The following is a 24,199-nucleotide window of genomic DNA, read 5'->3' on the forward strand; positions in this document are numbered from 1 at the left end:
GCCCCACCTGTGCCAGGAACTGGCCGCTTCGAATTGCGCTCCAAATGCCGGAAACGCTCTTGGAAATGGCCTTGGCTTCGTTGAACCGCCCGATGATCTATCCAACGGGAATTCCCAGACAGATCCCAAAACAGCGAATTCTGTCATTTTCCTCGTCCAACCGGCAATGGTTTGCCAGTTGGTCTTCGTGGCCTGAGTGGCGTGCGACAACAGCTGGCCTCGCCGTTGTGCACGGCGAGGCCAGTTGGTGCTACCGCTAGGACGAGGGAGTGATCAGATGATCTCGGCGATAGTTGACGTTACGGTTATTTATCGGATGTGGAGCTGTTCAATGGGGCGGGTCGGTGGCGCTTTCCGAGAAATAAGGTGCCGAGTTGCAAGAATTTAAAGTACTGAATATTCGCGGTTTATCTAACGGGAGCGCCTGCCCCGACGAGACGTCTTTGAGCACCAAAGATCCCACCAAGCGCGTGACTAATCGTCATTAATCGGACATCAGTATTAGCAATGGGTCTAAGCGCAATGAGTGAACTCGTGCAACGCCTCTGCTCATGAATTAGAACCGTGCTTCTGGGGAAATCCACTAGGTCCAGCGCTCAGGTTTACGCTTTTTCGCCGATCCAAACCACTCTTCAGTCGATGGATACCGGATTATCTTGATCGAAACAGGACTGGTTCGATTTGTCGATTAGCAATCCTTTGGCGTTGACTCACATATCAGTCGCGACTGATTTAATTATAAATTTGAGTAATTTCTCGTCCATCCACTCTTAAGTAAGTCCTAGTAGCGCAGCTGTTTTCAATTTATTAATTCCAACTACTGATAGTGTTAACCCGTTTATCATGATCACTCGCATTCGAGAAGGGTAAGTAGCTTGGGAAATACCGCTCAAGGCCACGAAAAAATTAAACATAGCGGGCGAACCACTATCGCCACTGTTTTAGTAATATTTTTTGCTTTGCTCATACCGGTCGCTCCGGCGCAAGCTGCGACATCAAGTATGAATTATGAAGCGCGAATGAAGTATGGAATTAACTCGCGTGAAGTGCATTCCAGCACCAAGGAAACCATAAAGTTTCGGCATCGGTCTATAGCTGCGACAAACGTGTTGGCTCGAAGGCAAGCATGAAGGCTACCGTTAGGCTTGAGCGCATGAGCCTTGTTTGGCGCAACAAGGGTGAATTCACGGTGAATTGCGGGTCCTCGGGTTCAAAGAGCTTTACCGACATGGCTAAGGGGTCGTACCGCTTGCGCATTCAGAAGGTTGATGACGGCGGATATGTTACTGTCAGCGGAAAAATTGTTTACCCATAGATAAGGCAAGCAGCACGTGACAAACGCAATTCGGGCTTTTGGCTGGCTCGTTCCCTGGTTTTTCCTCTTCAGTATCATCGTATTGATTGCGATGCTCCTTGTTAACCGTTTTTCAAAGCGGCCAAACAAGCGAGATATTAGAGGAACCCTTGGTTTATGGGTCTCAGTCTGCTGGTACATCGGCGTCGTCATGATTACCATCATTCCTGACGGCGGAAGTGTCCCTATTCAAATTGAGGGGGAGGATAGAGTGAGATTCTCACTAGTTCCTCTTGATGGATGGTTTGACCAGTATGGTCTGAATCTAGTTGCTGTACGAGAGTCTGCACTCAATGCTCTTCTCTTCGTTCCAGGAATGATTCTTACCTTGTGGTTCACAGCAATGAGAACTAAAGTCGCCTTCGGCGTGCTCATCGGATTCGGTGCGCTCATTGAGATTACTCAGCTACTCACTAACTGGGGACGCGCACTGACCGCAACTGACGTGATCATGTACGCCCTGGGAACCATATTTGGCTGGGGAATCTACGCTTTGTTGCGTCGCGCCGGAGCGAAGAAAGCTGGCGTACCGACTCTAATCGACTCGGCCAATAACTAACTAAATACGCAAAAGATCCTCTGCCGTTTTGAACTGGCAGGGGATCTTTTGCAAACATGCCTTCGGGGCCTTGCATCCACTGTGTATCTGAGATTCGAGTACATTTTGGCGGACGAACTTGTTTGATACTAAGCCGGTGCAGATTCTGCTAAAACACGGATGTTTTTCAATGCATTCCGGGAATCAACGAACTTGGGGAAGCGCGGAAGGGTAGTGCTTTTCCTGGACATCTTTCGTGTATCTGCGAAGCCCGCCCCTGATCGTAGCGTCGCAGACCTGTTAGGCGGGGCGAAGTAGCATCACAGATTTATCGCGTAGCTACCGTGGCGCTGTATCGGGATGTTGGAGGCACTTCTTCCTGCATGATTTCAAAAAATTCTTACCGGGTCACCAGTTTGTTTACCTAGAAAAACTCGCAATATTTTGCGCCGATAATACTGATTATCGGCCTAAATCCAGCCAGAGTAAAAGTGGTTGCGAAAACTCCCGTCAACCGCTGATCTGAAGGTCAGTAATGGTAGCTAGCTTGCAGAATTGTCACGGTGCGGTCATCGGCGATATAGACCAGCCGATTTGCTTCGTCGATGCGGCGCGACCAGACGCCCGCTAGGGCATGCTTCAGCGGTTCGGGTTTGCCGATGCCTTCAAACGGATCGTCGCGCATCACATCTTCGATGAGCGTATTTATGCGCTTAAGAGTCTTGCGGTCTTGAGTTTGCCAATAGAGGTAATCTTCCCAGCCCTCGACAGTCCAGGTAAGTAGTCTGTCGCTCACGGATCAACAAGTCCGCGTTCTACCGCTTGGCCATCACGTGCCGCTTCAAGAGCGGAGAGCAGGCGCACCGCGTTCTTAGGTGAGCGCAGAAGGTAGCTCGTTTCAACGAGAGAATCGTACTCATCTTTTGACATGAGCACCGCAGATCCTCGCTTGGACATGATCTCCACTTCGGTGTGATCAAGATTCACTCGTTCAATGAGACCAAACAGGTCGCGACGCGCTTCGCTAGTAGTGATTGCCATACCGCCTCCTAGTGGTACTAGATATGGTACCACTGAATGGATGGTCTCACTCGGTACTGCTAGGGCGAGGGAGTGATCCGATGATCTCGGCGATAGTTGACGTTACGGTTATTTATCGGATGTGGAGCCGGTTAGTGGGGCGGGTTGGCGGCGCTTTCCGAGGAACAAGGTGCCGATCACAGCCAAGATCGCAATGACACCGGCCGTGGTGAACGCCGTTTGTCCTGCGGCGACGGTTTGCGACACGGTCAGGGCTCCGGCCTGTGCCGCGTTTGCTCCGATCGTGTACATGGCCACGAGGACCGCGCCGCCAGCGGCGCCGGCAAGTTGCTGCGCGGTGGTGAATGCAGCGCTCCCGTACGGGTAGAGCTCGGGGCGCAGGGACGATAGGGCCAAGGTGGTTATCGGGGCCCACATCATCGCCTGGGATGCAGAGAGTACAAGATAGGCGGCGAGGTACAACCAGACACTGTTGCTCTCATCGAGTGTGCTGAGGAACCAGATGCTCGCGGCCCAGATAATTCCGCCGGGGATGACCAGTGGCCTTGGGCCGAAACGGTCGTAGATCCGACCACCCGCTGCGGAGACGATCGCGATCACGGCGCCTCCCGGAACGAGGAAGAGCCCGATGGCCAATGTGCCCATTCCCAACGCCCCGGTAAGAATGAGCGGAAGGACCAAGCCGATGCCGAAGGCGTTCAGGGCGATGAACACCATGACCAGCAGTGGCACGACGAACGACTTCGACTGGAAAACGCGCATGTCCAGGAACGGGTCGCGGTTTCGCCGGCGGAGGACGGCCTGACGAAAGACGAATGCGGCGACGCCGAGGACGCCGACCGCGATGGGGATGGCGGGTGAGATGGGTGCGTGGCCGGAGGCGGACTCTCCGATTGCGGACAGGCCGAAGATCAAGGCGCCGAAGCCGAGAGCGGATAGGACGATCGAGAGAACGTCAAGAGTCGCGTGTTCCGGTGTCGTGATGTTCTTGAGTTTGACGGCTCCCAGAATGAGCGCGATCACGGCGATGGGCAGGACGAGAATGAACAGCCACCGCCACGGGAGGAACGAAAGTACGAGTCCGGAGATTCCTGGGCCGAGGGCAGGAGCAATCGCGGGCACCGCGGTGACCAGTGCCATGACGCTGCCACGGCGTGCTTCAGGAACCAGCCGCATTGCGGTGGTCATGAGCAGCGGTACGAAGACGGCGGTTCCCACCGCTTGGATGATGCGACCGGTGAACAGGATGCCGAAGCCAGGAGCAGCGGCCGCGACGGCGGTTCCGATGATGAACAGTGCCATAGCGGTGAGGAAGATCGTGCGCATGTGGAAGCGGCGCATGACGAACCCGGTCGCGGGGATCAGCACTGCCAGCGTCAGCAGGTAGCCCGTCGTTAGCCACTGCCCTGTCGAGGGGGTGATTTCCAGGTCCGCGATCAGGGTGGGCAGCGCGACGCCCAGCAGCATTTCGTTGAGGAGTACGAGGAAGGTCGACCCCATCAGCAGGCCGATCACCAAGGCGCTTCCCGGTGCGAGCCGATCTCCTTGGCGGTTGTTGGGCGGATGGGCCGTCGTGGACTGGTTCAAAGTGGACATATTTGTGCTTTCTTTAATGGTGGGTGCGTGAAGGTGCTGGAGGGGTGGATCAGGACAGGCGCGGATCCTGGCCGTACTGCTCCGGGGCACCGAGGTGATCGCGCAGGGTGGTGCCTTCGTAGTCGTCGTGGAACAGGCCTCGTTCTTGCAGCAGCGGGATGACTTCGTCGACGAACGCATCGATCCCGTCCGCGTACACATCGATGGCAAGGGAGAACCCGTCGCATGCACCGGCTTCGAACCATTCCTGCATATGATCGGCAACCTCGGCGGCCGTGCCGGGAACCACAGGGTGGTAGTCGATGACGCCGTGCGCCAGCACGTCACGCAGGGTCCATCCCTCCCGCGCCAGTTCGAGTGCATGCGGGGCCCGCGGGTCGCCCGGATTGGCGCGGGCTGAAGATTTTTGTTGTGCGGTCAGCGGCTCATCGAGCTGAGCGGGGGCAAGCGACAGACCGAGCATGGAGCCTAGATACCGGACTCGCTGATTGAGGTCGACCGATTCGTCCAGGCTTTGCCGGCGGTCAAGGGCTGCTCGTCTGGATGCTGCGATGCTGGGCATGAATCCGGCGAAAAGTTTCACCTCGTCAGGGTTCCTGCCTGCCCGTTCAGCTGCGGAACGCAGGGCGTTGCGGTGTGCGCGGCCTTCCTCGATGGTGAATGGATTCGCATACACGCCGTTTGCGTAGCGGCCGGCTATCTCCAGTCCGTTTCCGCCGCCGCCGGCTTGAAAGACCACCGGCTGCCCCTGTTCAGAGGGCGGAATCGCCAGGGGACCTGCGGAAGCGACGTGGCGGCCTTGGAGATTCACTGGCTGGATCTGGGACATGTCGGCGAACCGTTTCTGCTCTACATCCCGCAGCCAGGCGTCGCGTCCCCAGCTTCCCCAGAGCGCCTGGACGATCTGGATGACCTCGTGGGCGCGCTCGTATTTCTGCTCGCGTGAGGGCAACGTGATGCCGTAGTTGGCGGCGGCGTCCGGGTGCGAGGTAGGCACCGCGTTCCAGCCGGCCCGGCCGTGGCTGGCAACATCGAGGGCTTTGAATTGGCGGGCGATGGTAAACGGTTCGTTGAGCGTGGTCGAACTCGTCGCGACAAGTCCGATGCGTTTGGTCGCCCGCGACATTGAAGTCAAGACCACGAGCGGATCGATGGCGTGGTGGGGAGCCTCTCGCTCGAGGTCCACATCGAGAGCGGGGGTGTCGGCCAGGAAGATCAACTGGATCTTCCCGCGTTCGGCCGCCTGAGCATAACGGTCGAAGACGTCCATATCGGTATAAGCCGAGGGGTCCGTGCCGGGCTGGCGCCAGGCGCCGGGTTGCGCCCCATAGCCATTGGCTACCTGTAGTGCCAGGACCATTTGATGATTGGAAGAAGCGGGCATGAAGGAATCCTTTAACAGCATTCGAGGGTGATGGGGGTGCCGAACCAGAGCAACGTGCACATGACAAGAGAGGCAAAAGGAGATAGTCTCCTCTTAGGAAATAACTATATGGAGACAGTCTCCGTTTTGTCAATGTAAGGGTAAATTCATGTCCACATCGGCTGCAGGGAAAGGCCGGAGCCCGCGGGCTGACGCCCAGCGAAACAGGGATCACATCCTCGATACCGCGGCGCAATTTTTTTCCGAGCATGGGGTTTCAGGGTCGCTCGATGCGATTGCCAAAAAGGCTGGAGTGGGCGCGGGCACCCTGTACCGCCATTTCCCCAATCGGGAGACGCTGCTCGCAGCCCTGCTAACTGCGCGCGACGAAGAGCTCGAGGTGCGGCGCGATGCCATCCGCTCGGAAACGAGAGACGCTGGTGATCGTCTTGAGCAATGGCTTATCGCCTTGATCGACTGGGCGGGCGCCTTCGATGGGTTGCCTGAACCGCTCCGCGCTGCGACCAGCACAGAGTTTTCCCCGTTGGGCATCACCTGCCAGGGGTACATCACCACGACTGACGAGTTCCTGATTGCGGCCCAAAAAGACGGAGCTGCGCGTTCTGAAGTGCGCGGACGGGATCTCTTCCTCGCCGCGTTGGCAATCAGCTGGGTGCGTGACGCGGCCATGGCAGACGAAACCTCAGCCCAAACGCTGACTAACCTCACAAAGGCGGGATGGGCTACCTCCAGCGGCGCCGATTCCGGGCATTGAGAAGCCAAGTGGCAAGCTCTGACGAGGGACATGAGCAGCGCGCGACGGTGCTGATGTCCTCCTGAGCGAATCCGGAAAGGCTGCTGTTCTTTGGCGTCAGGCGCGAGGATTAGTGCCGTGAATATTTCGCCAATCAACTACTGGGAATGGCGGCATGCCGCCGTGTTTTACCGCACATAGCTTGCCTTGAGTCTGTGAACGCGAAGTTCGGATTCTCTTCTGCTCCTTAAACACCAAGCTCCGTGTTCCTCGGTGAAAATACCGAGGAACACGGAGCTTAGCTGACGACGGACCAATAGGTCCTTGGGGTTTAGCCCATGTGGATTGCGCCGAAGAGCACGCCCGAAGCGAGCATGACCAGGCTGACCACGGCCGCACGCCACAGCACCTTCTTGTGGTGATCGCCCAAATCCACACGAGAGAGCGAGACCAGCAAGAGAATTGCCGGGACGAGCGGAGATTGCATGTGCACTGGCTGTCCGGTGATGGAGGCGCGAGCCATATCCACCGCTGGGACACCGAAGTGCGCGCCGGCCTCGGTGAGGACCGGAAGAATGCCGAAGTAGAAGGCGTCGTTGCTCATCAAGAACGTTGCAGGGATCGAAATCAAGCCGGTGATCACCGCCATGTACTGGCCCAGGGAGTCCGGGATGATGTTGACCAGCCAGAGGCTCATCGCATCGACCATGCCGGTTCCGGAGAGCACGCCGGTGAGTACCGCGGCGCCGAGCACCATGGAGACCACTGCGATAATTTCGCTGGAGTGCGCGGCGATCATTTTCACCTGGTCGTTGACCTTCGGGAAGTTGGCCACCAGCGCGATGGCGGTGCCGACCATGAACAGGTAGGACAGCGGCAGCACGTCGACGATGAGCAGCACCATGATGGCCACGGTGAGCGCGAGGTTGAAGTAGAACATCTTCGGACGCAAGGTCTCGCGGTCCGGATCGAGTACGGTGCCATCCATGGTCGCGGCCTCCGAACCGTCACCCTTGCGGGCTACGGATTCAAGGACTGCCACGGAGGAGCCCGAAGGCGAGGTGCCGTCCTTGGACTTGCCGCCACCCAGGTTGCCGCCGCCGAAGCCGGTGCCCCACAGCTCGGGGCGATCCTTCTGCAGCCGGCGGCGCTCGGAGAGCCCAAGCTGCCAAGCGAAGATGGCGATCACGATCAGCGCGACACCCAAGGATGGGAGCATCGGAACGAAGATGTCTGCCGCGTCAACGCCCAAGGCGGCAGCGGCGCGAGCGGTCGGTCCGCCCCAAGGCACGATGTTCAGCGTGCCATTGGTCAGGCCGGCCACACAGGTCAAGACGACCGGGCTCATGCCCAGGCGCTGGTAGATCGGCAGCAGGGCGGCGGTGACCACGATGAAGGTGGTGGAGCCGTCGCCATCCAGCGAGATGATGGCGGTCAACAGGGCGGTGCCGATGACGACCTTCGCTGGGTCGTTGCCCACGAGCTTCTGGATTCCCGAAACCAGACGGTCGAACAGGCCCACGTCGATCATGATGCCGAAGTACATGATGGCGAACATGAGCAGGGCGGCGGTGCCCGACATCGATTTGATCGCGTCCATGATCATGTCGCCGAGGCCAAAGCCGGCGCCGGTGAACAGGCCGAAGATGGTGGGAACGAGGATGAGCGCCAACAGCGGCGTCATTTTTTTGGTCATGATCAGCACCATGAAGGTGAGGATCATGAGGAATCCGAGAGCAACTAGCATTGCGCGGACCTCCTGAAGTGTGTGGCAAGTGATGATGCCAGCAGGGGTGCGGGCACTCATCTAAGCTACGTGGCGGCGCTCACGTAGGCGGGGTTGTTCATTTTCTGATCCCTTTAGGTTTTTGCAATCTTTTTGCTCATTAAAATCACAGACGGTTTATGCTGGACAAATGCCGTATTCCACAGCCACCTTGCACTTTGCCTCACGGATCATGCGTCCGCAGTTCGTGGTGCTCGGTGTGCTTTTCGCGCTGGTGACTACAGCGACCCTGCTGGTGAGCTACAACAGGGTCTTCGATCAGGGCGAAGACACCTCCCTTGGGATCGCGCGTTCGGTTGCCGCCTTGCCGGAAGTGGTGCGCGAGGCATCGGTCTACGCGGAGCAGGATGAGCTGGATCTCGAAGAGCTGCGCAGCGGACGGCTGCAGGAGCTGGCTGAGGCCGTGCGCGAGGGAAGCCGGGCGACCTTTGTGGTGATCACCGAAGACCGCGGCCTGCGGCTGAGCCACCCGAACCCCGACGAGCTGGGAAAGCTGGTCTCCACCGACCCAGTGGCATTAAGTGGAGTGGAAAACGTCGCCCGCGAGCATGGAACCCTCGGTGAATCGGTGCGCGCCAAGGTCCCGATCCGGGCCGACGGCGGGCAGGTTATCGGCGAGGTGTCTGTAGGCGTGGCCACCGAGTCGCTGACCGGTGCGCTGATTGCCTCCTTCGGCTGGATCGTGCTGTTCGCGGTCCTTGCCGCGCTGCTGGCAACCTTTGCCGGACGCTTCACCGTACGCACGCTCAAACGCCAGACCCTGGGACTGGAACCGGCGGAAATAGCTCAACTGGTGCGTGATCAGCAAGCGGTGCTGTATGGCGTGAGCGAAGGGGTGATCGGGCTGGGCCCGGACGGTACGGTGACCGTGCGCAATAAGGCAGCGCGCCAATTGCTCGGGCTGCCGCACCGCACCGAACTGGCGGACATCATCGGCCGCCATTACGAGTCGGCCGATCTCGACCCGCGTTTGGTGAAGGCGATTAAAGAACACGAGCCGGCTCCTATCAGGCTGGAAGCCAACTCAAATGCGATCGTTGCCCGCGTCTCGGATGTGGTGCGTGACGGTGTGGATCTGGGGCAGGTCATCTTGCTCCGCGATGTCAGTACCGTCGAAGCGCTCGGCACCAAACTGGATGCCGTGCAGGATATGGCCGACGCGCTGCGTGCCCAGCGCCATGAGTTCGCCAATCGCATGCATGCGGTCCTCGGGTTGATTACCTTGGGCAAAACCGATCAGGCCGAAGAGTATCTGCGCGAAGTGATGGACGCCGGCCCGGTGATTGCACCTGTCGGTGGCCTGGAACTGGTCAAAGACGCCTACCTTTCAGCATTCCTTTCGGCCAAGGGAGTGCGCGCCCATGAGCTGGGCATCGAGCTGCGTGTCTCGCCGCAATCCATGCTTTACGAGCAGATCGCCTCGGCCAGCGATGCCCAGGACGTCACCGCGGTGCTGGGCAACCTGTTGGACAACGCCTTCACCGCGAGCCTGTGCGGAAGCACGGACCCGTGGGTTGAGGTGGATCTTCTCTCCGAGGGCAGCACCTTGCATCTTGCGGTTGCCGATTCGGGCTCAGGGATCAGCACCGAAGAGGATATTTTCTCCCCGGGGGTGAGCACCGGATCCTCGCTCGGCGAGGGGCACGGCTCCGGGGTGGGGTTGCCGCTGATTCGCCGGTTGGCCCGTTCGCGCAGCGGTGACGTGTGGATTGCCGATGCCGGCGGTGAGCACGGCGGGGCGGTGATCGCCGCCCGGTTGCCAGCGGTACTGAGCGAACCGAGGAACTACTCATGAACAAGGGAGCAAAAATGACACAGAGTGCCGCAGTGGGGGACTATCGGGTGCTGATCGTTGACGATGACTTTCGAGTCGGGCAGCTGCATGCCGACATGGTCAATGAGATACCTGGATTCCAAGCTCTTGAGCCGGTGCAAGATCCACGGACCGTACCCAAACTTGTCACATCGCTGCAACCGGATCTTGTGCTGTTGGATCTCTATCTGCCGCATGTAAGCGGCATAGAATTGCTGCGTGAAATCGAAGTCGACTCGATCATGATTTCGGCGGCCACCGAACCAGCCAATGTTGCCGCGGCTCTTCAGGCAGGCGCCCTGGCTTTCATCATTAAGCCCTTCGGAGCCAAGACGCTCGCGGCAAAGCTCAAGGGGTGGGCTCGGTACCGCCGGCAGCTGGCGGCCGCAACCGACCTTGACCAGCAAAGCGTGGATCGGCTGTACCGGACCTTGCAAGGGATCGATGATGCGCCAGCTGCCGCTAACGCGGCACCTACCGAGCAAGCGGTCATGGCCTGCGTCAAGGCATCCAGCGAACCGCTGAGCGTGGCCGAGGTCGCCGAAGCCGTGGGCGTCGCGCGGGCAACTGCCCAACGCTACCTCGCGTCGCTGGTCGCCAGTGAGATGCTCGACCTGAAGTTGGGCTATGGGACCAGAGGACGCCCGGAGCACCGCTACCTGGCGAGGTAATCGCAGGAAGGGGCTGCAACGGGCACTGCGTCGATACAGGCGGACCGCAGCGCCGCGTTTCGCGAGCTGTTCACGCAGCTGACATCATCCGGCTAACTCGCCGCGAAACACTGGTGATCATGACACAAATTTCACGGCGCAACCTGCTCACTGGCGCCTTGGGCGTCGGTGCTCTGAGGCTCATTTCACCGGCCGGCCCAGTACTGGCCGCGAATAGTCCTCGATTAGTCCGTTCGCGGCTTGGTCTCACCAATGGTTTCTCGATGGGAGATGTCTCCACCAACAATGCGGTGCTTTGGGCTCGCGCAACCGGCGAAGGCCGGCTGCGGGCTCAGCTTCGTGCCATCGACGAAGCCGGAGAGATTATTCGCGGACGCGGATCATTCGAACGGACCCTGCGCGGTGCTCAAGCGAACTCCAACACCGACTTCACGGCCAAAATTTCTGCATCCAACCTGCCAGCGGGCACCCGCTTCGCGGTGACAATCGGTTTTGAAGATGAGAATGGAAACCTGGGGGAAACCAGCAACGGTTCTTTCCTCACCGCCCCCTCGCTCACTGGCCGCCGGAACCACAACGCATCGATGGCGCAGAGTTTTGTCTGGTCTGGAGATACGGCCGGCCAGGGCTGGGGAATCAACGAAGAGATCGGCGGCATGCGTGCTTATGCAGCCATGCACGCTACGAAGCCTGACTTTTTCGTGCACAGCGGCGACACCATCTATGCTGACGGCCCGATCGAGGCCGAAATCGTGGAGCCGGACGGCCAAATCTGGCGCAACCTGGTCACCGAGGAAGTCTCCAAGGTCGCCGAAACTCTGGCGGAATTCCGTGGCCGGCACCGCTATAACCACATGGACGCAAATGTGCGCGCCATGTACAGCGAGGTACCGGTTATCGCCCAATGGGATGACCACGAGACCCATAACAACTGGTGGGCCGGCGAGAGGATCGAAGACGAGCGCTACACCGTGCGGGATGTCAATACCCTTGCCGCCCGCGGCCGCCGTGCCTGGCAGGAGTACCAGCCCATCGCCGACCCGCGTGCGATGAGCGGCGGCACCGGATTCGAACCTGCTCGCATTTACCGCAAGATCTCCCGCGGGCCGGCCTTGGACCTCTTCGCCCTGGACATGCGCAGCCACAAGTCGGAGAATACCGCCGGGCTGGAAGCAGAAGAGACAACGACACTCGGCGAGGAGCAGCTGAACTGGCTCGTTGAAGGGCTGCAGAAGTCGAAGGCCACCTGGAAAGTAATACTCAACGACCTGCCGTTGGGCATCATTGTTCCGGATGGCAAGGCCCAGGAATCGATTGCAAACGCCGATCACGGTGCACCGCTGGGACGTGAACTGGAGCTCGCTAGGCTGCTCAAAGCAATCAAGGACCGCGGCGTGAAAAACGTGGTCTTCTTGACCGCGGACGTGCACTACTGCGCGGCTCACCACTATTCCCCGGAACGCGCAGCCTTCGGTGACTTCAATGAATTCTGGGAATTCGTGGCTGGTCCGGTCAATGCAGGATCATTCGGTCCGAACAAGATGGACGGAACTTTCGGTCCCAAGGTGGAATTCGCGCTCGCCGGCACCACGAACCAGTCGCCACGCGACGGCAAGGGACAGTTCTTCGGCCATGTCGACCTCGACGAGTCCCAGCGATTCACCGTATCTCTGCGCAATGGCCTGGGCGAGACCGTTTACAGCAAAACCTTGGAACCGGTGCGCTAATCCGCCACCGCGAATGATCCATTAAAAGAGGGGCGGCGCAGATCACCAAGATCTGCGCCGCCCCTTCGCTGAGTTTCTAGCGTCCGGTGCCGCCGTAAACGGTGGCTTCGACATCGGTGTCCAGATTGAAGGCCGTATGGACGGCGCGGACCGCCTCATTGAGCTTATGCGCGTCAGTAACAACCGAGATGCGGATCTCCGAGGTGGAGATCATATCTACGTTGACGCCGGCCTGGTGCAATGCCTCGAAGAAGGTGAAGGAGACCCCTGGGTTCGAGCGCATGCCAGCACCGATGAGCGACAGCTTGCCGACCTCGTCGTTGTGCTCAATATCTTCAAACCCGATTTCGCCACGGGAAGTTTCCAGCGCCGCGAGAACTCGCTTGGTCTCGGTCATAGGCAGCGTGAAGGAGATGTCGGTGGCGCCGGAACCGCGGGTCGAGATGTTCTGTACGATCATGTCGATATTTGCCTGTGCGGCTGCGATAACCCCGAAAATCTGAGCTGCCTTGCCCGGAATATCGGGCACACCAATGATGGTGACCTTTGCTTCGGAGTGGTCGTGGGCAACACCGGAGATGATTGGCTGTTCCAAGGGTTCTCCCTCTTGAATCTTGATCTTGTCGTTGGGGTTCGGGAGCACCCAGGTGCCCTCGTTGGTGCTGAATGAGGAACGCACGTGCAATGGCACGCCAAAACGGCGGGCGTACTCCACGCAGCGCAGGTGCAGGATTTTGGAGCCACTGGCCGCCATCTCCAGCATTTCCTCACTGGATATCTCATCGATCTTCTTCGCGGCACCGACCACGCGTGGATCGGCGGTGTAGATGCCGTCAACGTCGGTGTAGATCTCGCAGACATCGGCGCCGAGCGCCGCCGCGAGGGCCACCGCAGTGGTGTCCGAGCCGCCGCGGCCCATAGTCGTGATGTTCTTCGATTCCTTGCTCATGCCCTGGAATCCGGCGACGATCGCAATGAAACCGCGGTCGATGGCGCGGCGGATACGCTGTGGAGAAACCTCCATGATGCGTGCCATGCCGTGGGTTGAATCGGTGATCATCCCGGCCTGCGAACCGGTGAAGGACACCGCGCTCGCACCGAGCTGGTCGATAGCCATGGCCAGCAGCGACATGGAGATGCGTTCGCCTGCCGAGAGGAGCATGTCCATTTCGCGAGCGGGTGCATCCTCGGTGAGCTGGGCCGCGAGGTCGAGCAGTTCGTCGGTGGAGTCGCCCATTGCGGAAACGACCACGACGACTTCATGACCCTGCGCCTTGGTATCAATAATTCGGCGCGCGACGCGTTTGATGCCTTCGGCATCGGATACGGACGAACCGCCAAATTTTTGAACTATTAGGCCCATGGGCGCACACTCCAACTGATGAAAGTTGTTGATGCGCATCGTGCTGCCAGCACAGATGCGACATATCTACCGTAGATAATTGTGTCAGTACCGTGGGTGCATCACCTAGTTATGACGGTAACCATTGGTCATATTGCCTAGCGTTTGATGTTTGGATGCCTGGAAATGAGGGTCAATCGCGAGCTGTGGCTAAGATTTGTCGCCAAAATGACTTCCAGCCATCCAATACCTGAGGGTTGACGAGCCGTGAATGCTCAGCGCTTACGCTTGCCTTGTCGCCCTTGGGCGAGATGTTGACGCTCACCCGACTTCCGTCGCTAAATTCGGCCTTCCAGTACCGCCACCGTTCCGAGCCGCTGACAGCCGCTTCCCCCACCAGTTGTGTGCCGTTGAAGTCGGTTTGCGCACCGATGGCATCCATCCAGCGGGCCAAGGCGCCATCCAAATCGGCGGCTATGGTTGCAGAAACGGAGCCCTTGAAGGTGCCGTCACTGGACTGGCCTGGGACCCGCCGACCGATGTGCTGTTCGTAGGCGATGGCTACTGACTGGGCCCACCAGCCGGGATTGGAAAGTTCGGCTGGCATCATCTCGTAGGCCAATGAGGCGAGCGGCTTATGTGCCAGCTCGCGGGCTCCGCCCGCGTCGAGCTGGCCGACCCATTGCTCCCACCCCGTGCCGGTGGCCTTGGTGATTGCATCGATATTGCTGCCCTTGATTGCCATAAAACGAGTGTAGCCACAGCCACCAGTGGCTAACCAGCCCAGTAAGCGACTGGCATGGGTGCGCACATGACTGTTGCCACGACCTTCGTTGAAGGTCGTGGCAACAGTCAATGATTTACAGTTCCCGTAAATCCGTGTTGAGCCGGCCGAGCAGGCCAACCAAATGATCCAAATCGTCGTCGGACCATAAGGTAATTCGTTCGCGCAGGCTGTCACGCCAGGATTGCAGCCAACCATGCCAGCGTTGTTTGGCCAGCTCGGTTGGCAGCAGGTTGAATACCCGGCGATCAGCTTCATCAACCTGCCTGCTGACCAGACCGAGCTCTTCGAGCCGGGTGACCAGACGAGAGAGGGTGGCCTTGTCCGTCATGAGATGCTCGCAAATTTCGGACTGCGTGATGCTTTGGCATTTGAGGATCATTCCCAGCACCGGCACCGCCGCGGGCGGCAGCCGTTCGTCGAGCCGAGCGGCCAGCGTGCGACGCGACTTGGCTGTCACTGAGATTAGCGTGAACAGCTCTTGTTCAGCGGTGTCGAATAATACTCCGCGCCGAGTCTCCGGCAGCGCTTCATCCACGATATCCACGATGGCTAGACGGTTGTTTCCGCGACTGAAGGGGCTTCGGATTCCTCGGCCAACCGCTCGGTGTTTGTCTTGGTGTTCAAATGCTGGTTAGGCAGCAGGATCACGGCGACGACTGTGATCAGCGCGAGCGGTGCAGCCAAGGCGAACAAGCCTGCCACACCATCGCCATAGATCGATTCGAGAATTACCCGAACTGGTTCAGGTAGCGTGGAGATCGTGGGCAGAGAACCCGAGCTTAGGGCCGCGCCGACCTCGGAGGCCTTATCGCCTAGCGAAGCGATGGCGCCGGTCAGCTCTCCCTGACGATCGGCAATCATATTCGGAATGGTGACGGCGAGCATTGCCCCAAGCCCGGCGGTGCCAGCGGTACCGCCCAAGGTGCGGAAGAATGTCACCGCGGAGGAAGCGACGCCAAGGATCTTCGGATCTACCGAGTTCTGCACGACCAAAACCATATTCTGCATGACCAAGCCGACGCCCGCGCCGAGGATGAACATGTACAGTCCCACCAGCCAGAAGGCGGTGTCGTAGTGGATGGTGCCCAGCAGGTACAGGCCGATCACTTGCAGCACGGCACCGGTGACCACGAAGGCCTTCCATTTACCGTAACGCGAGATCAGCGCGCCAGCGATGGTGGAGACGACCAGCAGGCCGGCCATCATCGGGAAGGTCATCAGACCGGCCTGAGTGGCGGTGGCGCCGCGGGCCATGATCATGTACTGGCTGAGGAATACCGAGGTGCCGAACATCGAGATGCCCACCACGAGCGAGGCGATCACGGCGAAGGTGAAGGTGCGGTTCTTGAATAGCTGCAGGGAGATCAGCGGGTCTGCAACCTTGAACTCGACGAGCACGAACACTGCCAGCAAGATGACCGAGCCGATCACCATGAGGTAGCTGGTGGCCGAGTTCCATTCGAACTGGCTGCCGCCCATGGAAAGCCAGATCAGCAGCATGGCCACGCCAGAGGCGAGCAGCATGATGCCTAGGTAGTCGATCTGCACCTTGCGCTTGGCGATGGCCGGAAGGTTCAGCGTGCGCTGGATCAGGATGATCGCCACGACGGCGAAAGGCAGCGCAACGAAGAAGTTCCAGCGCCAGTTGATGGTGTCGGTGACGAAGCCGCCGATCAGCGGTCCGCCGACGGTGCCCAGTGCCATGACGGCCCCGAACAGGCCCATGTACTTGCCGCGCTCGCGCGGCGAGAGGATATCTGCCATCACGATCTGGCTCAGTGCGCCCATGCCACCGCCGGCAAGGCCCTGGATCACGCGCATGGAGATCAGGAATTCGGTGTTCTGCGCGAATCCGGCGGCCGCGGAGGCCAGCACGAACATGGCCAGAGCGATCTGCAATAGCAGCTTGCGGTTGCCTAGGTCTGCGAGCTTTCCCCAGATCGGGGTCGAAATTGTGGTGGCCAGCAAGGTGGCGGTGACTACCCAGGTGAAAGCCGTCTGGCTGCCATTCAGGTCAGAGACGATCACCGGAAGGGAACTGGACACTACCGTGCCGGCAAGGATTGAAACGAACATGCCCATGAGCAAACCGGTCAGAGACTGCATGATCTGCCGGTGGCTCATCTTGGGATTTTCGACCGGTGCTACTGCGGTCATGGGGACTCCAAAAGACTCAAAGATAAAGTTGACTAACGTCAACTATATGCCGATAGTTGACCACTATCAACCAATGTGGTCGAGTCCACACGCAAAGCTGCCCGGCCCATCTGGTGGTGGACCGGGCAGCTTGAAGAATTTTTATGGAGCCGGCGAACTCAAGCTCGTGAACTGGTGGGCGCGATGGTGTTGCGTCTTCCTTCGAAGGCGCGAGCCAACGTGACCTCGTCGGCGTACTCCAAATCACCGCCAACTGGCAGTCCTGAAGCCAAGCGGGTGATCTTGATGCCCAGCGGGCTGAGCTGACGCACCAGATAGATTGCGGTCGCCTCGCCCTCCAAATTCGGGTCGGTGGCGAGGATCAGCTCGGTGATCGAGCTATCTCCCAGGCGGGAGACCAGCTCGCGAATATGCAACTGCTCCGGACCGATCCCGGCGATCGGATTAATCGAGCCACCGAGCACATGGTATTTGCCGTTGAAGGCGCGGGTGCGCTCAATGGCGAGCACATCCTTGGATTCCTCAACGATGCAGATCTGGCTGGCGTCGCGGCGTTCGTCGCGGCAGATCGCACAGGTATCCTGCTCTGAAATGTTGAAGCAGATCTCACAGAAGCGGACCTTCTCCTTGGCCTGCTGGATGGAGGCGGCAAGGCGCGTCATATCCTCGGCGTCGGCATCGAGTATGTGAAAAGCGATGCGCTGCGCCGACTTAGGACCGATGCCAGGCAGCCGACCGAGCTCGTCGATCAGTTCCTGAACAGCACCTTCGTACACCTAATGCCCACTTTCCTGACAACTCAAACGTTCTTTGATTTTGCGGTTCCATAACTGGCCGCCGGTGGTATCCCACCGACCTACACCCTAGTGTCTCACTTAGACAGTTTGCCGGTTAGAGCCCGCGCTTAATTTCCACGACATTTCCGTTAACGTCACGCTGCTCGATGACCAGGCCGCCGAGCAATCGCTCCACCGCGGGGACGCCGATGAGCGCCGAATCCTCGACCTCGATGTCATCCTCGCTGGGCGTGAACTCCTCCGGCTCGGGCGGTTGGGCCTGAGGTTGTACACGATCCGGTGTGCCCCAGTTGCTTGCTGAGCTTGCCACAGGAGCCACCGGAGCGCTGTCCTTGGACTGGCTCATCAGCTGCTGGTAGCGGCTGAGCCGCTGCCCTGCGACTGGCGCCGAGTTCTCGGCAACAGGTTGCTCGGCCGGTTCGCTGGGTGCGCCCCATGCGGGAGCGGACTCGGTGGCCGGCTGTACCGAAGGCTTTGGCGGAGCCACCGGAACCGGCTCGGGGACAACCGGCGCCGGGGTGGGGGCCTGCGGCTCCGGTTCGCGGATTGCCTTGGATTCAAAGGTGTCGGTGGTGCTGCCCGGATGCAACGGGGTGGAAGAAACAGGGCGAGAGATCACCGGAGTGCCCACCTCGGCCTGGCGTGCGCTCAGCCCGGCGGTCAACCGGGGACGCGGAGCCACCGGGGGGCCATCAAATGAGCGCGGCGAGGTGCTCCGCGGCGACGGAGCTACGGGTTCCACCACGGCCGCCGCGAGCGAGGTCGCCGCAGGCGCATCCTGCGGCTCTGACAGTTGCGGGCGCGCCAGTGAATTCGGTGCCTGAACAGCCGGAGCCTGAGGGGCTGGGCTGCCCGGTGCGCTGTATCCGTCAGCCGGATATGGGGGTTCGTCCATATACGGCTCGTCCAGCGGAGGCGGCACATCGTCATAGCTGCTGACATATCCCGAATCACGGGCTGGCGAGGGTTTGCTGGCTGGAGCCGGAGCCGGAGCCGGTGCCGGAGCCGGAGCCGGAGCCGGAGCGCTGGCTGGTTGCGGGCGCGACGGAGCGTTGGGCGCTACCCCAGCGTTCGGAGCCTGTGCGGTAGTGGCTACTGCTGGGGAGGACGCCGGTGTTGGCCGGCGTTCACCTTTTGGGGAACCACCACCGGCGGGTGCCGATCCGCCCTCGGTAAGTACGACTTCGATCTGTTGCCCTGCCACTTGGCATAGGATTCCCACCAGAATCTGCATCATGTCCGGGCGATTTCGCAGATTCACAATCGGTCCCGTATTGCTGAACGCGATCGTCAGCGTGCGACCGTCGAAACCGGCTATCGAACCATAGTTGGCAACCATGGAGTGGAGCACTCGGGAGCTTGACTGCAGTTGCTGCAAGATCGCCGGCCAGGCCTGCTGGAACTGCTGAACCGGTGTCCCGGAGGTATTCGGCTGCTGCGGCGGTGTGGACTGCTGGACTGGTTGCCGTGGAGCCTGCTGCTGAGCAGGTTGAGCAGACTGCGCGCGTTGCTGTGCTTCGGCTTGCTCCCGTGCCGCCTTCTCCTGGGCAGCCCTCTGTTCTGCGGCTTCACGTTCGGCTACTGCGCGTTGCTCAGCTTGCTCACGAGCCGTTTTTTCCTGCTCAGCCCGTTCGGCTGCTGCACGTTGTTCGGCTTGCTCACGAGCGGCCTGTTCCTCGGCACGACGACGTGCCTCTTGGGCAGCTTGCTCCTGCTCCTGGTTCTGCGTCTGCTGCTGAGGCTGAGCTTGTTGGGTTGGCTCAGGCTGTGCCGGCTGCGTCTGTCGAGTGTTGGCCTGCTGCTGGGCCTGCGGAGGGCGGCTTTCGGCTGCACGACGAGTGAACTCGGCCATGGCTGCATTCTGTTTTACGTCGTCGATGGACACACCAGTTCCGAAGGATAGATCTTCCCCCGCGGCCGGATCTGGGACCAGGCTAAACGGTGCGACACCTTCCGGACGTGCTTCGGGAACGCTTGGGCCCGGCTGAACCGGGGTGGTGACCGGGTTCAAGTCTTCCTTCGGGCCCCATGTGGCTCCCCAATCGGCGGCTTCGCCGGTGTTGAGTGAACGGGCTGCGTCAGGATCAAGCGGAGCGTTGAGGTCTGGCTCGTCTTGTGCCACCGGAGGCTGCTGCTCGCGAGGCTGTACAGGTTGTTGTTGAACCTGCGGCTGCGAGGGCTGTTGGGCTTGAGCCTCCGCGTGCTGCTGTTCGCGTGGCGCGTGTGCCTGCTGCGGCTGGGCACTCTGTCGCTCGTTCGACACAGCGTCCTGTTCCTCCTGCTGCGCTGGCTGGATTGGCTGTGCGCTCGGCTGATCGGAGCTGGACTGCTGAACTGGCGTCGAGTGGTTCTCGGCAGTGGGCTGTTCCGGGGATGCCGGCTCGACTCCGCCATTGCGCGCCTTCGCGGCGGCAAGGGCTTCACGTACAGCGGCCGCACCTTGGCGGGCTGCCGCAGGCGAAGGGGTGACGCCGGAGGACAGCGCAGGCATCTCGCCCTCGGGGAGTTCCGGAAGCGCACCGCCGGTCATTGCATGACGTTCCAGGCGATCGAGGCGTGCAGCAAATGAGCTCGCTGAGTTTTCCGCGCCTGGCAGCATCAAACGCGCTGCCAGCAGTTCCAGATGCAAACGAGGTGAAGTCGCGCCGGTCATCTCGGTCAGCGCTTGGTTGGTCACATCAGCCCAACGGCTCAGCTCACCGGCGCCGACTAGCGAGGCCTGCATATGCAACGATTCCAACTGATCCACTGGGGTACCGCGCAGGATCTTCTCGAGTCCTTCGGGCATCGCTTTGGCGATGATCAGATCGCGCATGCGTTCCAAGAGATCTTCAACGAAACGACGCGGATCCAAGCCTGTCTGGATGATGCGGTCGATGGCGCCGAAGAGGGAGGCGCCGTTGGCTTCATGCAGTGAAAGGATGATCTCATCGAGCAGCGTGGAGTGGGTATAGCCGAGCAAGGCAATCGCGGTCTCATAGTCCACACCGCCTTCACGGGCGCCAGCCATCAGCTGGTCGAGCACCGAGAGGGTGTCGCGCACCGAACCGCCGCCGGCGCGAATCACCAGCGGAAGCACACTGTCGGCAACCACTACGTTTTCGCGTTCGCATAGCGTCTTCAGGTAAGCCAAGAGCGCCTCGGGCGGCACCAAGCGGAACGGATAGTGATGGGTGCGCGAACGGATAGTGCCGATGACCTTGTCCGGCTCGGTCGTCGCGAAAATGAACTTGATATGTGCCGGTGGTTCTTCGACGATTTTCAGCAGGGCGTTGAAGCCCGCCGAGGTGACCATGTGGGCCTCGTCGATGATGAAAATCTTGTAGCGGTCGCGGGTTGGCGCGTAGGTTGCACGCTCACGCAGATCGCGGGCATCTTCGACACCGCCGTGGCTGGCAGCGTCGATTTCGATGACGTCCAAGGAGCCCGGGCCCCCGTTGGCCAGTTCGACACAACTAGGGCAGGTGCCGCAGGGGGTCGGAGTCGGTCCCTGCGCGCAGTTCAAACAACGAGCCAAAATACGCGCGCTGGTTGTTTTGCCGCAACCTCGCGGACCGGAGAACAGGTACGCGTGGTTGACCCGGTTCTTTTCCAATGCAGTCATCAACGGGGTGGTGACGTGTTCCTGCCCGATGACCTCGGCGAAAGTGTCTGGACGGTATCTGCGATAAAGCGCTGTACTCACACCGGTACCCTATCGGTTGTGCGATGCCGGAGGCATCAACTGGTCAACAATAAATTCTGGTTCTACAACCCAAGGCTCGCGGGGCAAGTCTGAAGGTTTAAAAGCGTCCAAGGCGGCCTGCAAAGATGTGCCGGGCAAGCCCAATGACTCTAACAAGTAGGCGCGGATCTGTGCACCATTTAGTCCTTTTTCGGAAAGGTCTTCGAGCGTAACCGCACCATCGCGTTTAGCGAGACGCTGACCTTGAACATTCAACGCCAAGGGAACGTGGGCGTAAGTAGGAATGGGCAACCCGAGCAATTGCGCTAAGTACGCCTGGCGCGGGGCGGAAGATAATAGATCGTCACCGCGAACCACTTGGTCAATGCCGTAGGCGCCATCATCGACGACCACCGCAAGGTTATAAGCAGGGGAACCGTCATTACGCAGCAACACAAAATCATCGACCACACCGGTGTACGAGCCAAAAAGCTCATCCTGAATGGTGAACTGGTCAACTGCGGAGCGAAGGCGTAAAGCCGCGGGCCGTTGTTGGGCCCTCGCCGCGCGTTCTTCGGCAGTGAGATTTCGGCATGTGCCGGGGTAGGCGCCGGGAGCCGCGTGCGGCGCACTGGCTGCCCCGGAGATGTCTTTGCGCGTGCAAAAGCATTCGAAGACCAGCCCTTTTTCGCGAAGAGATTCAATAGCTTCGAGATAACTGGAGAGGCGGTCGCTTTGGCGGACCACGGGAGCATCGAACTCTAAGCCGATGGAGGCCAACTCCGAGAGCTGTTCCTCCTCGGCACCGGAACGCACCCGGTCAAGGTCTTCGATGCGCAGCAGGCATTGGCGACCGGTGGACCGGGCAAAGAGCCAAGCGAGAATCGCCGTGCGCAGATTTCCCAAGTGGAGCTGCCCGGTCGGGCTTGGGGCGAAACGACCAACGCCCACGCGAACTCCATTCGGCTTGCTAGAAAAATAAAAGACCCCTCATGCACCTGCCAGAGCCCATCTACCCTTGCTACCTTCCGGTCCTGGGGGAGTTCAACAGGATGACACCACACGAGGGGTCACAGAAGATACTACCCGAGAGTCGTGGGTGGATGAAAATCGGCAGGCGTGCGCTTGATCTCAGATCATCCACGCGCGGAAGGCAGCTAATTCAACCAGCTTTCGAGTCTGGAGGGTCGAACCAACCGAGAACCCTGCGAACGCGGGCGGGCAATTCCGAAGCAGGGAGCATCGGCGTTTGGCTCCGTTCAAAGTCGAAGTTCTGCACGTTGGTGACGCTACCTGGAAGCTCAACCTGCAGGATTCCGTTTGGCGAACGCCAATTGACCGACCCGTCCGCCATGTATGTGGCCTGCCAGCCTAAGGCGTGCTTGTACATTTGATGCCGTTTGCACAGTAGCTGCGAGTTGTCTCGGTTCGTATGTCCGCCCTTGGCCCAGTCATCGACATGGTCGACCTCACTGGATTCCGGGAGTCTGTTGCAACCGGGGAACCTGCAGTGGTTGTCCCGTAATCGCAACAGATCCTTGAGAGCCTTGGTAGGGCGGTATTTCTTTCGGCCCACGTCGATGACGGCACCGGACCAAGGATCGGTGAGCACCGTCATCAGTGAGGGAGCATCTTTCGCCAGCCTTAAGGCTGCACCGAGAGCGATTGGCCCGTACCCTTCTAGGTCTGCCAGCGTCCGAGTCGGATCTGTGAGCATCTGTAGGACGGGGATGGTCAAGGCCACCCGTGCTTTGAGCGGGGTGCCATTTCCTGCCGGCCAGCCGTCCAGCAAAGCGTCGCGGAAAATATCGGCGCGACGTTGTTGTTCATTACGTAGATCGTCTGGGTCATCATGTTTCGTGGCGTGCCAATTGATTGTGTTGATGATTGCCAGGGCGTCTTCGGCTGGAATCCGTATCTGAAGCACGGCCATACCGTCAGCTTCCGGCCACCAGGTCACCGAACGGGTTTCACGCCCTTTTTCATGACGTGTCTCTGCTGGTTCTGGCAAGAAACGCTCACGCATCTTGCGCGCACGATCTTTCACCGAGCGGTCGGAGCCGGTGCGAGCGATTGGCAAAAGTACTTCTTGCATCTGTTTTACGTGCTCAGCCTCAAGGTCTTGGGCCTGATGAACGATCTCCGTGGCGCTCTTGATAGTGATGGTGCCCTTGCCAAGCTCGTTCAATGTCTCTGGGCAGAGATGGCGCAACCCCTCTGCGTTGAATAATTTGCCTTGGACTATGCGTTCGCCTTGTCGCAGTGCACCAGATGCCTCGGAAATAAACGACGCGCGAATCAACGGTTCAGCTGCGGGATCAACTCCGAAGTGCTCTGCAGATTGCGCTTGCGCAGGGTCTTCGACTAGGAGCTCCTGCGTGCCGGACAATGCTGCTTGCTGGCTGGTTAGCTCATAGGTATCGGCCAGCAAAGCTGCTTCTGCGGCATCAAGCATGCTGCGTATCCGACCAAGGATTTCCAGTTGTTTGAGTCCAGTGGCGGGTTCGATTGCCCTGCCCTGCTCGTGAAGGCTCTTGGTGGTGGCGGCTAGCTGTGCGAAGAACGTATCTTGCTCAACGTGGGCAGCCCACACGCCGTCGGTACCTGGAATATTTCTGGTGCCCGGCGGACTGATATGCAGTCGATGCGGATCATCGCCGCTATGAAATACCTCTCGTTTGTTCATGTTTTGAGTATGCAGTGCAGACGAAAGGCACTTGGGCGGCCGGATGCCAGATGTGGAAAACTAGATAATCCCCGAGAATTCGCCAATTTTTTGCTGACGATACGCATAGTTGGAACGATAATG

At 59.6% G+C, this 24,199-nt stretch carries 19 protein-coding genes and 1 other RNA gene; 6 read left to right on the plus strand and 14 right to left on the minus strand.

The window, feature by feature from the left end; genetic code table 11:
- Window positions 1-1,153 precede the first annotated feature (1,153 nt).
- Window positions 1,154-1,315 (plus strand): hypothetical protein, encoded by a 162-nt coding sequence (locus tag LG294_RS01655; RefSeq protein WP_404288907.1) that lies wholly within the window; start codon window positions 1,154-1,156, stop codon window positions 1,313-1,315.
- Between the two features lie 16 nt (window positions 1,316-1,331).
- Window positions 1,332-1,913: a VanZ family protein gene (locus LG294_RS01660; protein ID WP_404288909.1), complete on the plus strand. Its 582-nt coding sequence runs from the start codon at window positions 1,332-1,334 to the stop codon at window positions 1,911-1,913.
- Between the two features lie 508 nt (window positions 1,914-2,421).
- Here the strand turns inward: LG294_RS01660 and LG294_RS01665 are convergent.
- The 4 genes from LG294_RS01665 to LG294_RS01680 form a co-directional block, all read right to left on the minus strand.
- A complete protein-coding gene (locus tag LG294_RS01665) occupies window positions 2,422-2,688 on the minus strand; it encodes a Txe/YoeB family addiction module toxin (RefSeq protein WP_404288911.1) in 267 nt (88 codons plus the stop codon).
- The gene (locus tag LG294_RS01670) at window positions 2,685-2,933 is read right to left on the minus strand and encodes a type II toxin-antitoxin system Phd/YefM family antitoxin (protein WP_404288913.1); all 249 of its coding nucleotides are present in this window, start codon (window positions 2,931-2,933) and stop codon (window positions 2,685-2,687) included. The genes LG294_RS01665 and LG294_RS01670 overlap by 4 nt, the downstream gene beginning before the upstream one ends.
- A 108-nt stretch (window positions 2,934-3,041) precedes the next feature.
- Complete coding sequence (locus tag LG294_RS01675; protein WP_404288915.1) at window positions 3,042-4,529, minus strand: DHA2 family efflux MFS transporter permease subunit; 1,488 nt, start codon at window positions 4,527-4,529, stop codon at window positions 3,042-3,044.
- A gap of 49 nt (window positions 4,530-4,578) precedes the next feature.
- Complete coding sequence (locus LG294_RS01680) at window positions 4,579-5,913, minus strand: NtaA/DmoA family FMN-dependent monooxygenase (protein ID WP_404288917.1); 1,335 nt, start codon at window positions 5,911-5,913, stop codon at window positions 4,579-4,581.
- A 148-nt stretch (window positions 5,914-6,061) separates the two neighbouring features.
- On the opposite strand from LG294_RS01680, the gene LG294_RS01685 reads away from it, so the two are divergent.
- Entirely contained in the window at window positions 6,062-6,667 is a 606-nt protein-coding gene (locus tag LG294_RS01685; RefSeq protein WP_404288919.1) for a TetR/AcrR family transcriptional regulator, read from the plus strand.
- 310 nt (window positions 6,668-6,977) lie between these two features.
- Here LG294_RS01685 and LG294_RS01690 read toward each other — a convergent pair whose 3' ends face one another.
- The gene (locus LG294_RS01690; protein WP_404288920.1) at window positions 6,978-8,393 is read right to left on the minus strand and encodes a CitMHS family transporter; all 1,416 of its coding nucleotides are present in this window, start codon (window positions 8,391-8,393) and stop codon (window positions 6,978-6,980) included.
- Window positions 8,394-8,562: 169 nt separating this feature from the next.
- Here LG294_RS01690 and LG294_RS01695 point away from each other — a divergent pair, with 169 nt between their 5' ends.
- From LG294_RS01695 to LG294_RS01705, 3 genes are all read left to right on the plus strand, one after another.
- Window positions 8,563-10,227 (plus strand): ATP-binding protein, encoded by a 1,665-nt coding sequence (locus LG294_RS01695; RefSeq protein WP_404288922.1) that lies wholly within the window; start codon window positions 8,563-8,565, stop codon window positions 10,225-10,227.
- A 14-nt stretch (window positions 10,228-10,241) separates the two neighbouring features.
- Window positions 10,242-10,916 (plus strand): response regulator, encoded by a 675-nt coding sequence (locus LG294_RS01700; RefSeq protein ID WP_404288924.1) that lies wholly within the window; start codon window positions 10,242-10,244, stop codon window positions 10,914-10,916.
- 119 nt (window positions 10,917-11,035) lie between these two features.
- Entirely contained in the window at window positions 11,036-12,643 is a 1,608-nt protein-coding gene (locus LG294_RS01705) for an alkaline phosphatase D family protein (protein ID WP_404288926.1), read from the plus strand.
- 76 nt (window positions 12,644-12,719) lie between these two features.
- On the opposite strand, the gene LG294_RS01710 is transcribed toward LG294_RS01705, so the two are convergent.
- The 9 genes from LG294_RS01710 to LG294_RS01750 form a co-directional block, all read right to left on the minus strand.
- Window positions 12,720-14,006 (minus strand): aspartate kinase, encoded by a 1,287-nt coding sequence (locus LG294_RS01710; protein ID WP_404288928.1) that lies wholly within the window; start codon window positions 14,004-14,006, stop codon window positions 12,720-12,722.
- Window positions 14,007-14,178: 172 nt separating this feature from the next.
- Complete coding sequence (locus LG294_RS01715; RefSeq protein WP_404288930.1) at window positions 14,179-14,730, minus strand: hypothetical protein; 552 nt, start codon at window positions 14,728-14,730, stop codon at window positions 14,179-14,181.
- A gap of 115 nt (window positions 14,731-14,845) precedes the next feature.
- Window positions 14,846-15,307, minus strand: a complete 462-nt coding sequence (locus LG294_RS01720) for a MarR family winged helix-turn-helix transcriptional regulator (RefSeq protein ID WP_404288932.1) — start codon at window positions 15,305-15,307, stop codon at window positions 14,846-14,848.
- A 14-nt stretch (window positions 15,308-15,321) separates the two neighbouring features.
- Complete coding sequence (locus LG294_RS01725) at window positions 15,322-16,929, minus strand: DHA2 family efflux MFS transporter permease subunit (RefSeq protein WP_404288934.1); 1,608 nt, start codon at window positions 16,927-16,929, stop codon at window positions 15,322-15,324.
- Between the two features lie 158 nt (window positions 16,930-17,087).
- Window positions 17,088-17,705, minus strand: coding sequence for a recombination mediator RecR (gene recR, locus LG294_RS01730; protein WP_404288936.1), 618 nt, complete (start codon window positions 17,703-17,705; stop codon window positions 17,088-17,090).
- 115 nt (window positions 17,706-17,820) lie between these two features.
- Complete coding sequence (locus tag LG294_RS01735; protein WP_404288938.1) at window positions 17,821-21,411, minus strand: DNA polymerase III subunit gamma and tau; 3,591 nt, start codon at window positions 21,409-21,411, stop codon at window positions 17,821-17,823.
- Window positions 21,412-21,420: 9 nt separating this feature from the next.
- Entirely contained in the window at window positions 21,421-22,341 is a 921-nt protein-coding gene (gene gluQRS, locus LG294_RS01740; protein WP_404288940.1) for a tRNA glutamyl-Q(34) synthetase GluQRS, read from the minus strand.
- A gap of 27 nt (window positions 22,342-22,368) precedes the next feature.
- Window positions 22,369-22,465: signal recognition particle sRNA small type (gene ffs / locus LG294_RS01745), an RNA gene on the minus strand.
- Between the two features lie 87 nt (window positions 22,466-22,552).
- Entirely contained in the window at window positions 22,553-24,076 is a 1,524-nt protein-coding gene (locus LG294_RS01750) for a DUF222 domain-containing protein (protein WP_404288942.1), read from the minus strand.
- Window positions 24,077-24,199 lie beyond the last annotated feature (123 nt).

The organism is Glutamicibacter arilaitensis (assembly GCF_044793945.1).
Lineage (GTDB): Bacteria > Actinomycetota > Actinomycetes > Actinomycetales > Micrococcaceae > Glutamicibacter > Glutamicibacter arilaitensis_B.

Coding starts and splice junctions, on each gene's coding strand:
- LG294_RS01655 (WP_404288907.1), top strand. CDS start 1,154: ATGAGCCTTGTTTGGCGCAACAAGGGTGAATTCACGGTGAATTGCGGG.
- LG294_RS01670 (WP_404288913.1), bottom strand. CDS start 2,933: ATGGCAATCACTACTAGCGAAGCGCGTCGCGACCTGTTTGGTCTCATT.
- LG294_RS01675 (WP_404288915.1), bottom strand. CDS start 4,529: ATGTCCACTTTGAACCAGTCCACGACGGCCCATCCGCCCAACAACCGC.
- LG294_RS01680 (WP_404288917.1), bottom strand. CDS start 5,913: ATGCCCGCTTCTTCCAATCATCAAATGGTCCTGGCACTACAGGTAGCC.
- LG294_RS01685 (WP_404288919.1), top strand. CDS start 6,062: ATGTCCACATCGGCTGCAGGGAAAGGCCGGAGCCCGCGGGCTGACGCC.
- LG294_RS01690 (WP_404288920.1), bottom strand. CDS start 8,393: ATGCTAGTTGCTCTCGGATTCCTCATGATCCTCACCTTCATGGTGCTG.
- LG294_RS01695 (WP_404288922.1), top strand. CDS start 8,563: ATGCCGTATTCCACAGCCACCTTGCACTTTGCCTCACGGATCATGCGT.
- LG294_RS01700 (WP_404288924.1), top strand. CDS start 10,242: ATGACACAGAGTGCCGCAGTGGGGGACTATCGGGTGCTGATCGTTGAC.
- LG294_RS01705 (WP_404288926.1), top strand. CDS start 11,036: ATGACACAAATTTCACGGCGCAACCTGCTCACTGGCGCCTTGGGCGTC.
- LG294_RS01710 (WP_404288928.1), bottom strand. CDS start 14,006: ATGGGCCTAATAGTTCAAAAATTTGGCGGTTCGTCCGTATCCGATGCC.
- LG294_RS01715 (WP_404288930.1), bottom strand. CDS start 14,730: ATGGCAATCAAGGGCAGCAATATCGATGCAATCACCAAGGCCACCGGC.
- LG294_RS01725 (WP_404288934.1), bottom strand. CDS start 16,929: ATGACCGCAGTAGCACCGGTCGAAAATCCCAAGATGAGCCACCGGCAG.
- LG294_RS01750 (WP_404288942.1), bottom strand. CDS start 24,076: ATGAACAAACGAGAGGTATTTCATAGCGGCGATGATCCGCATCGACTG.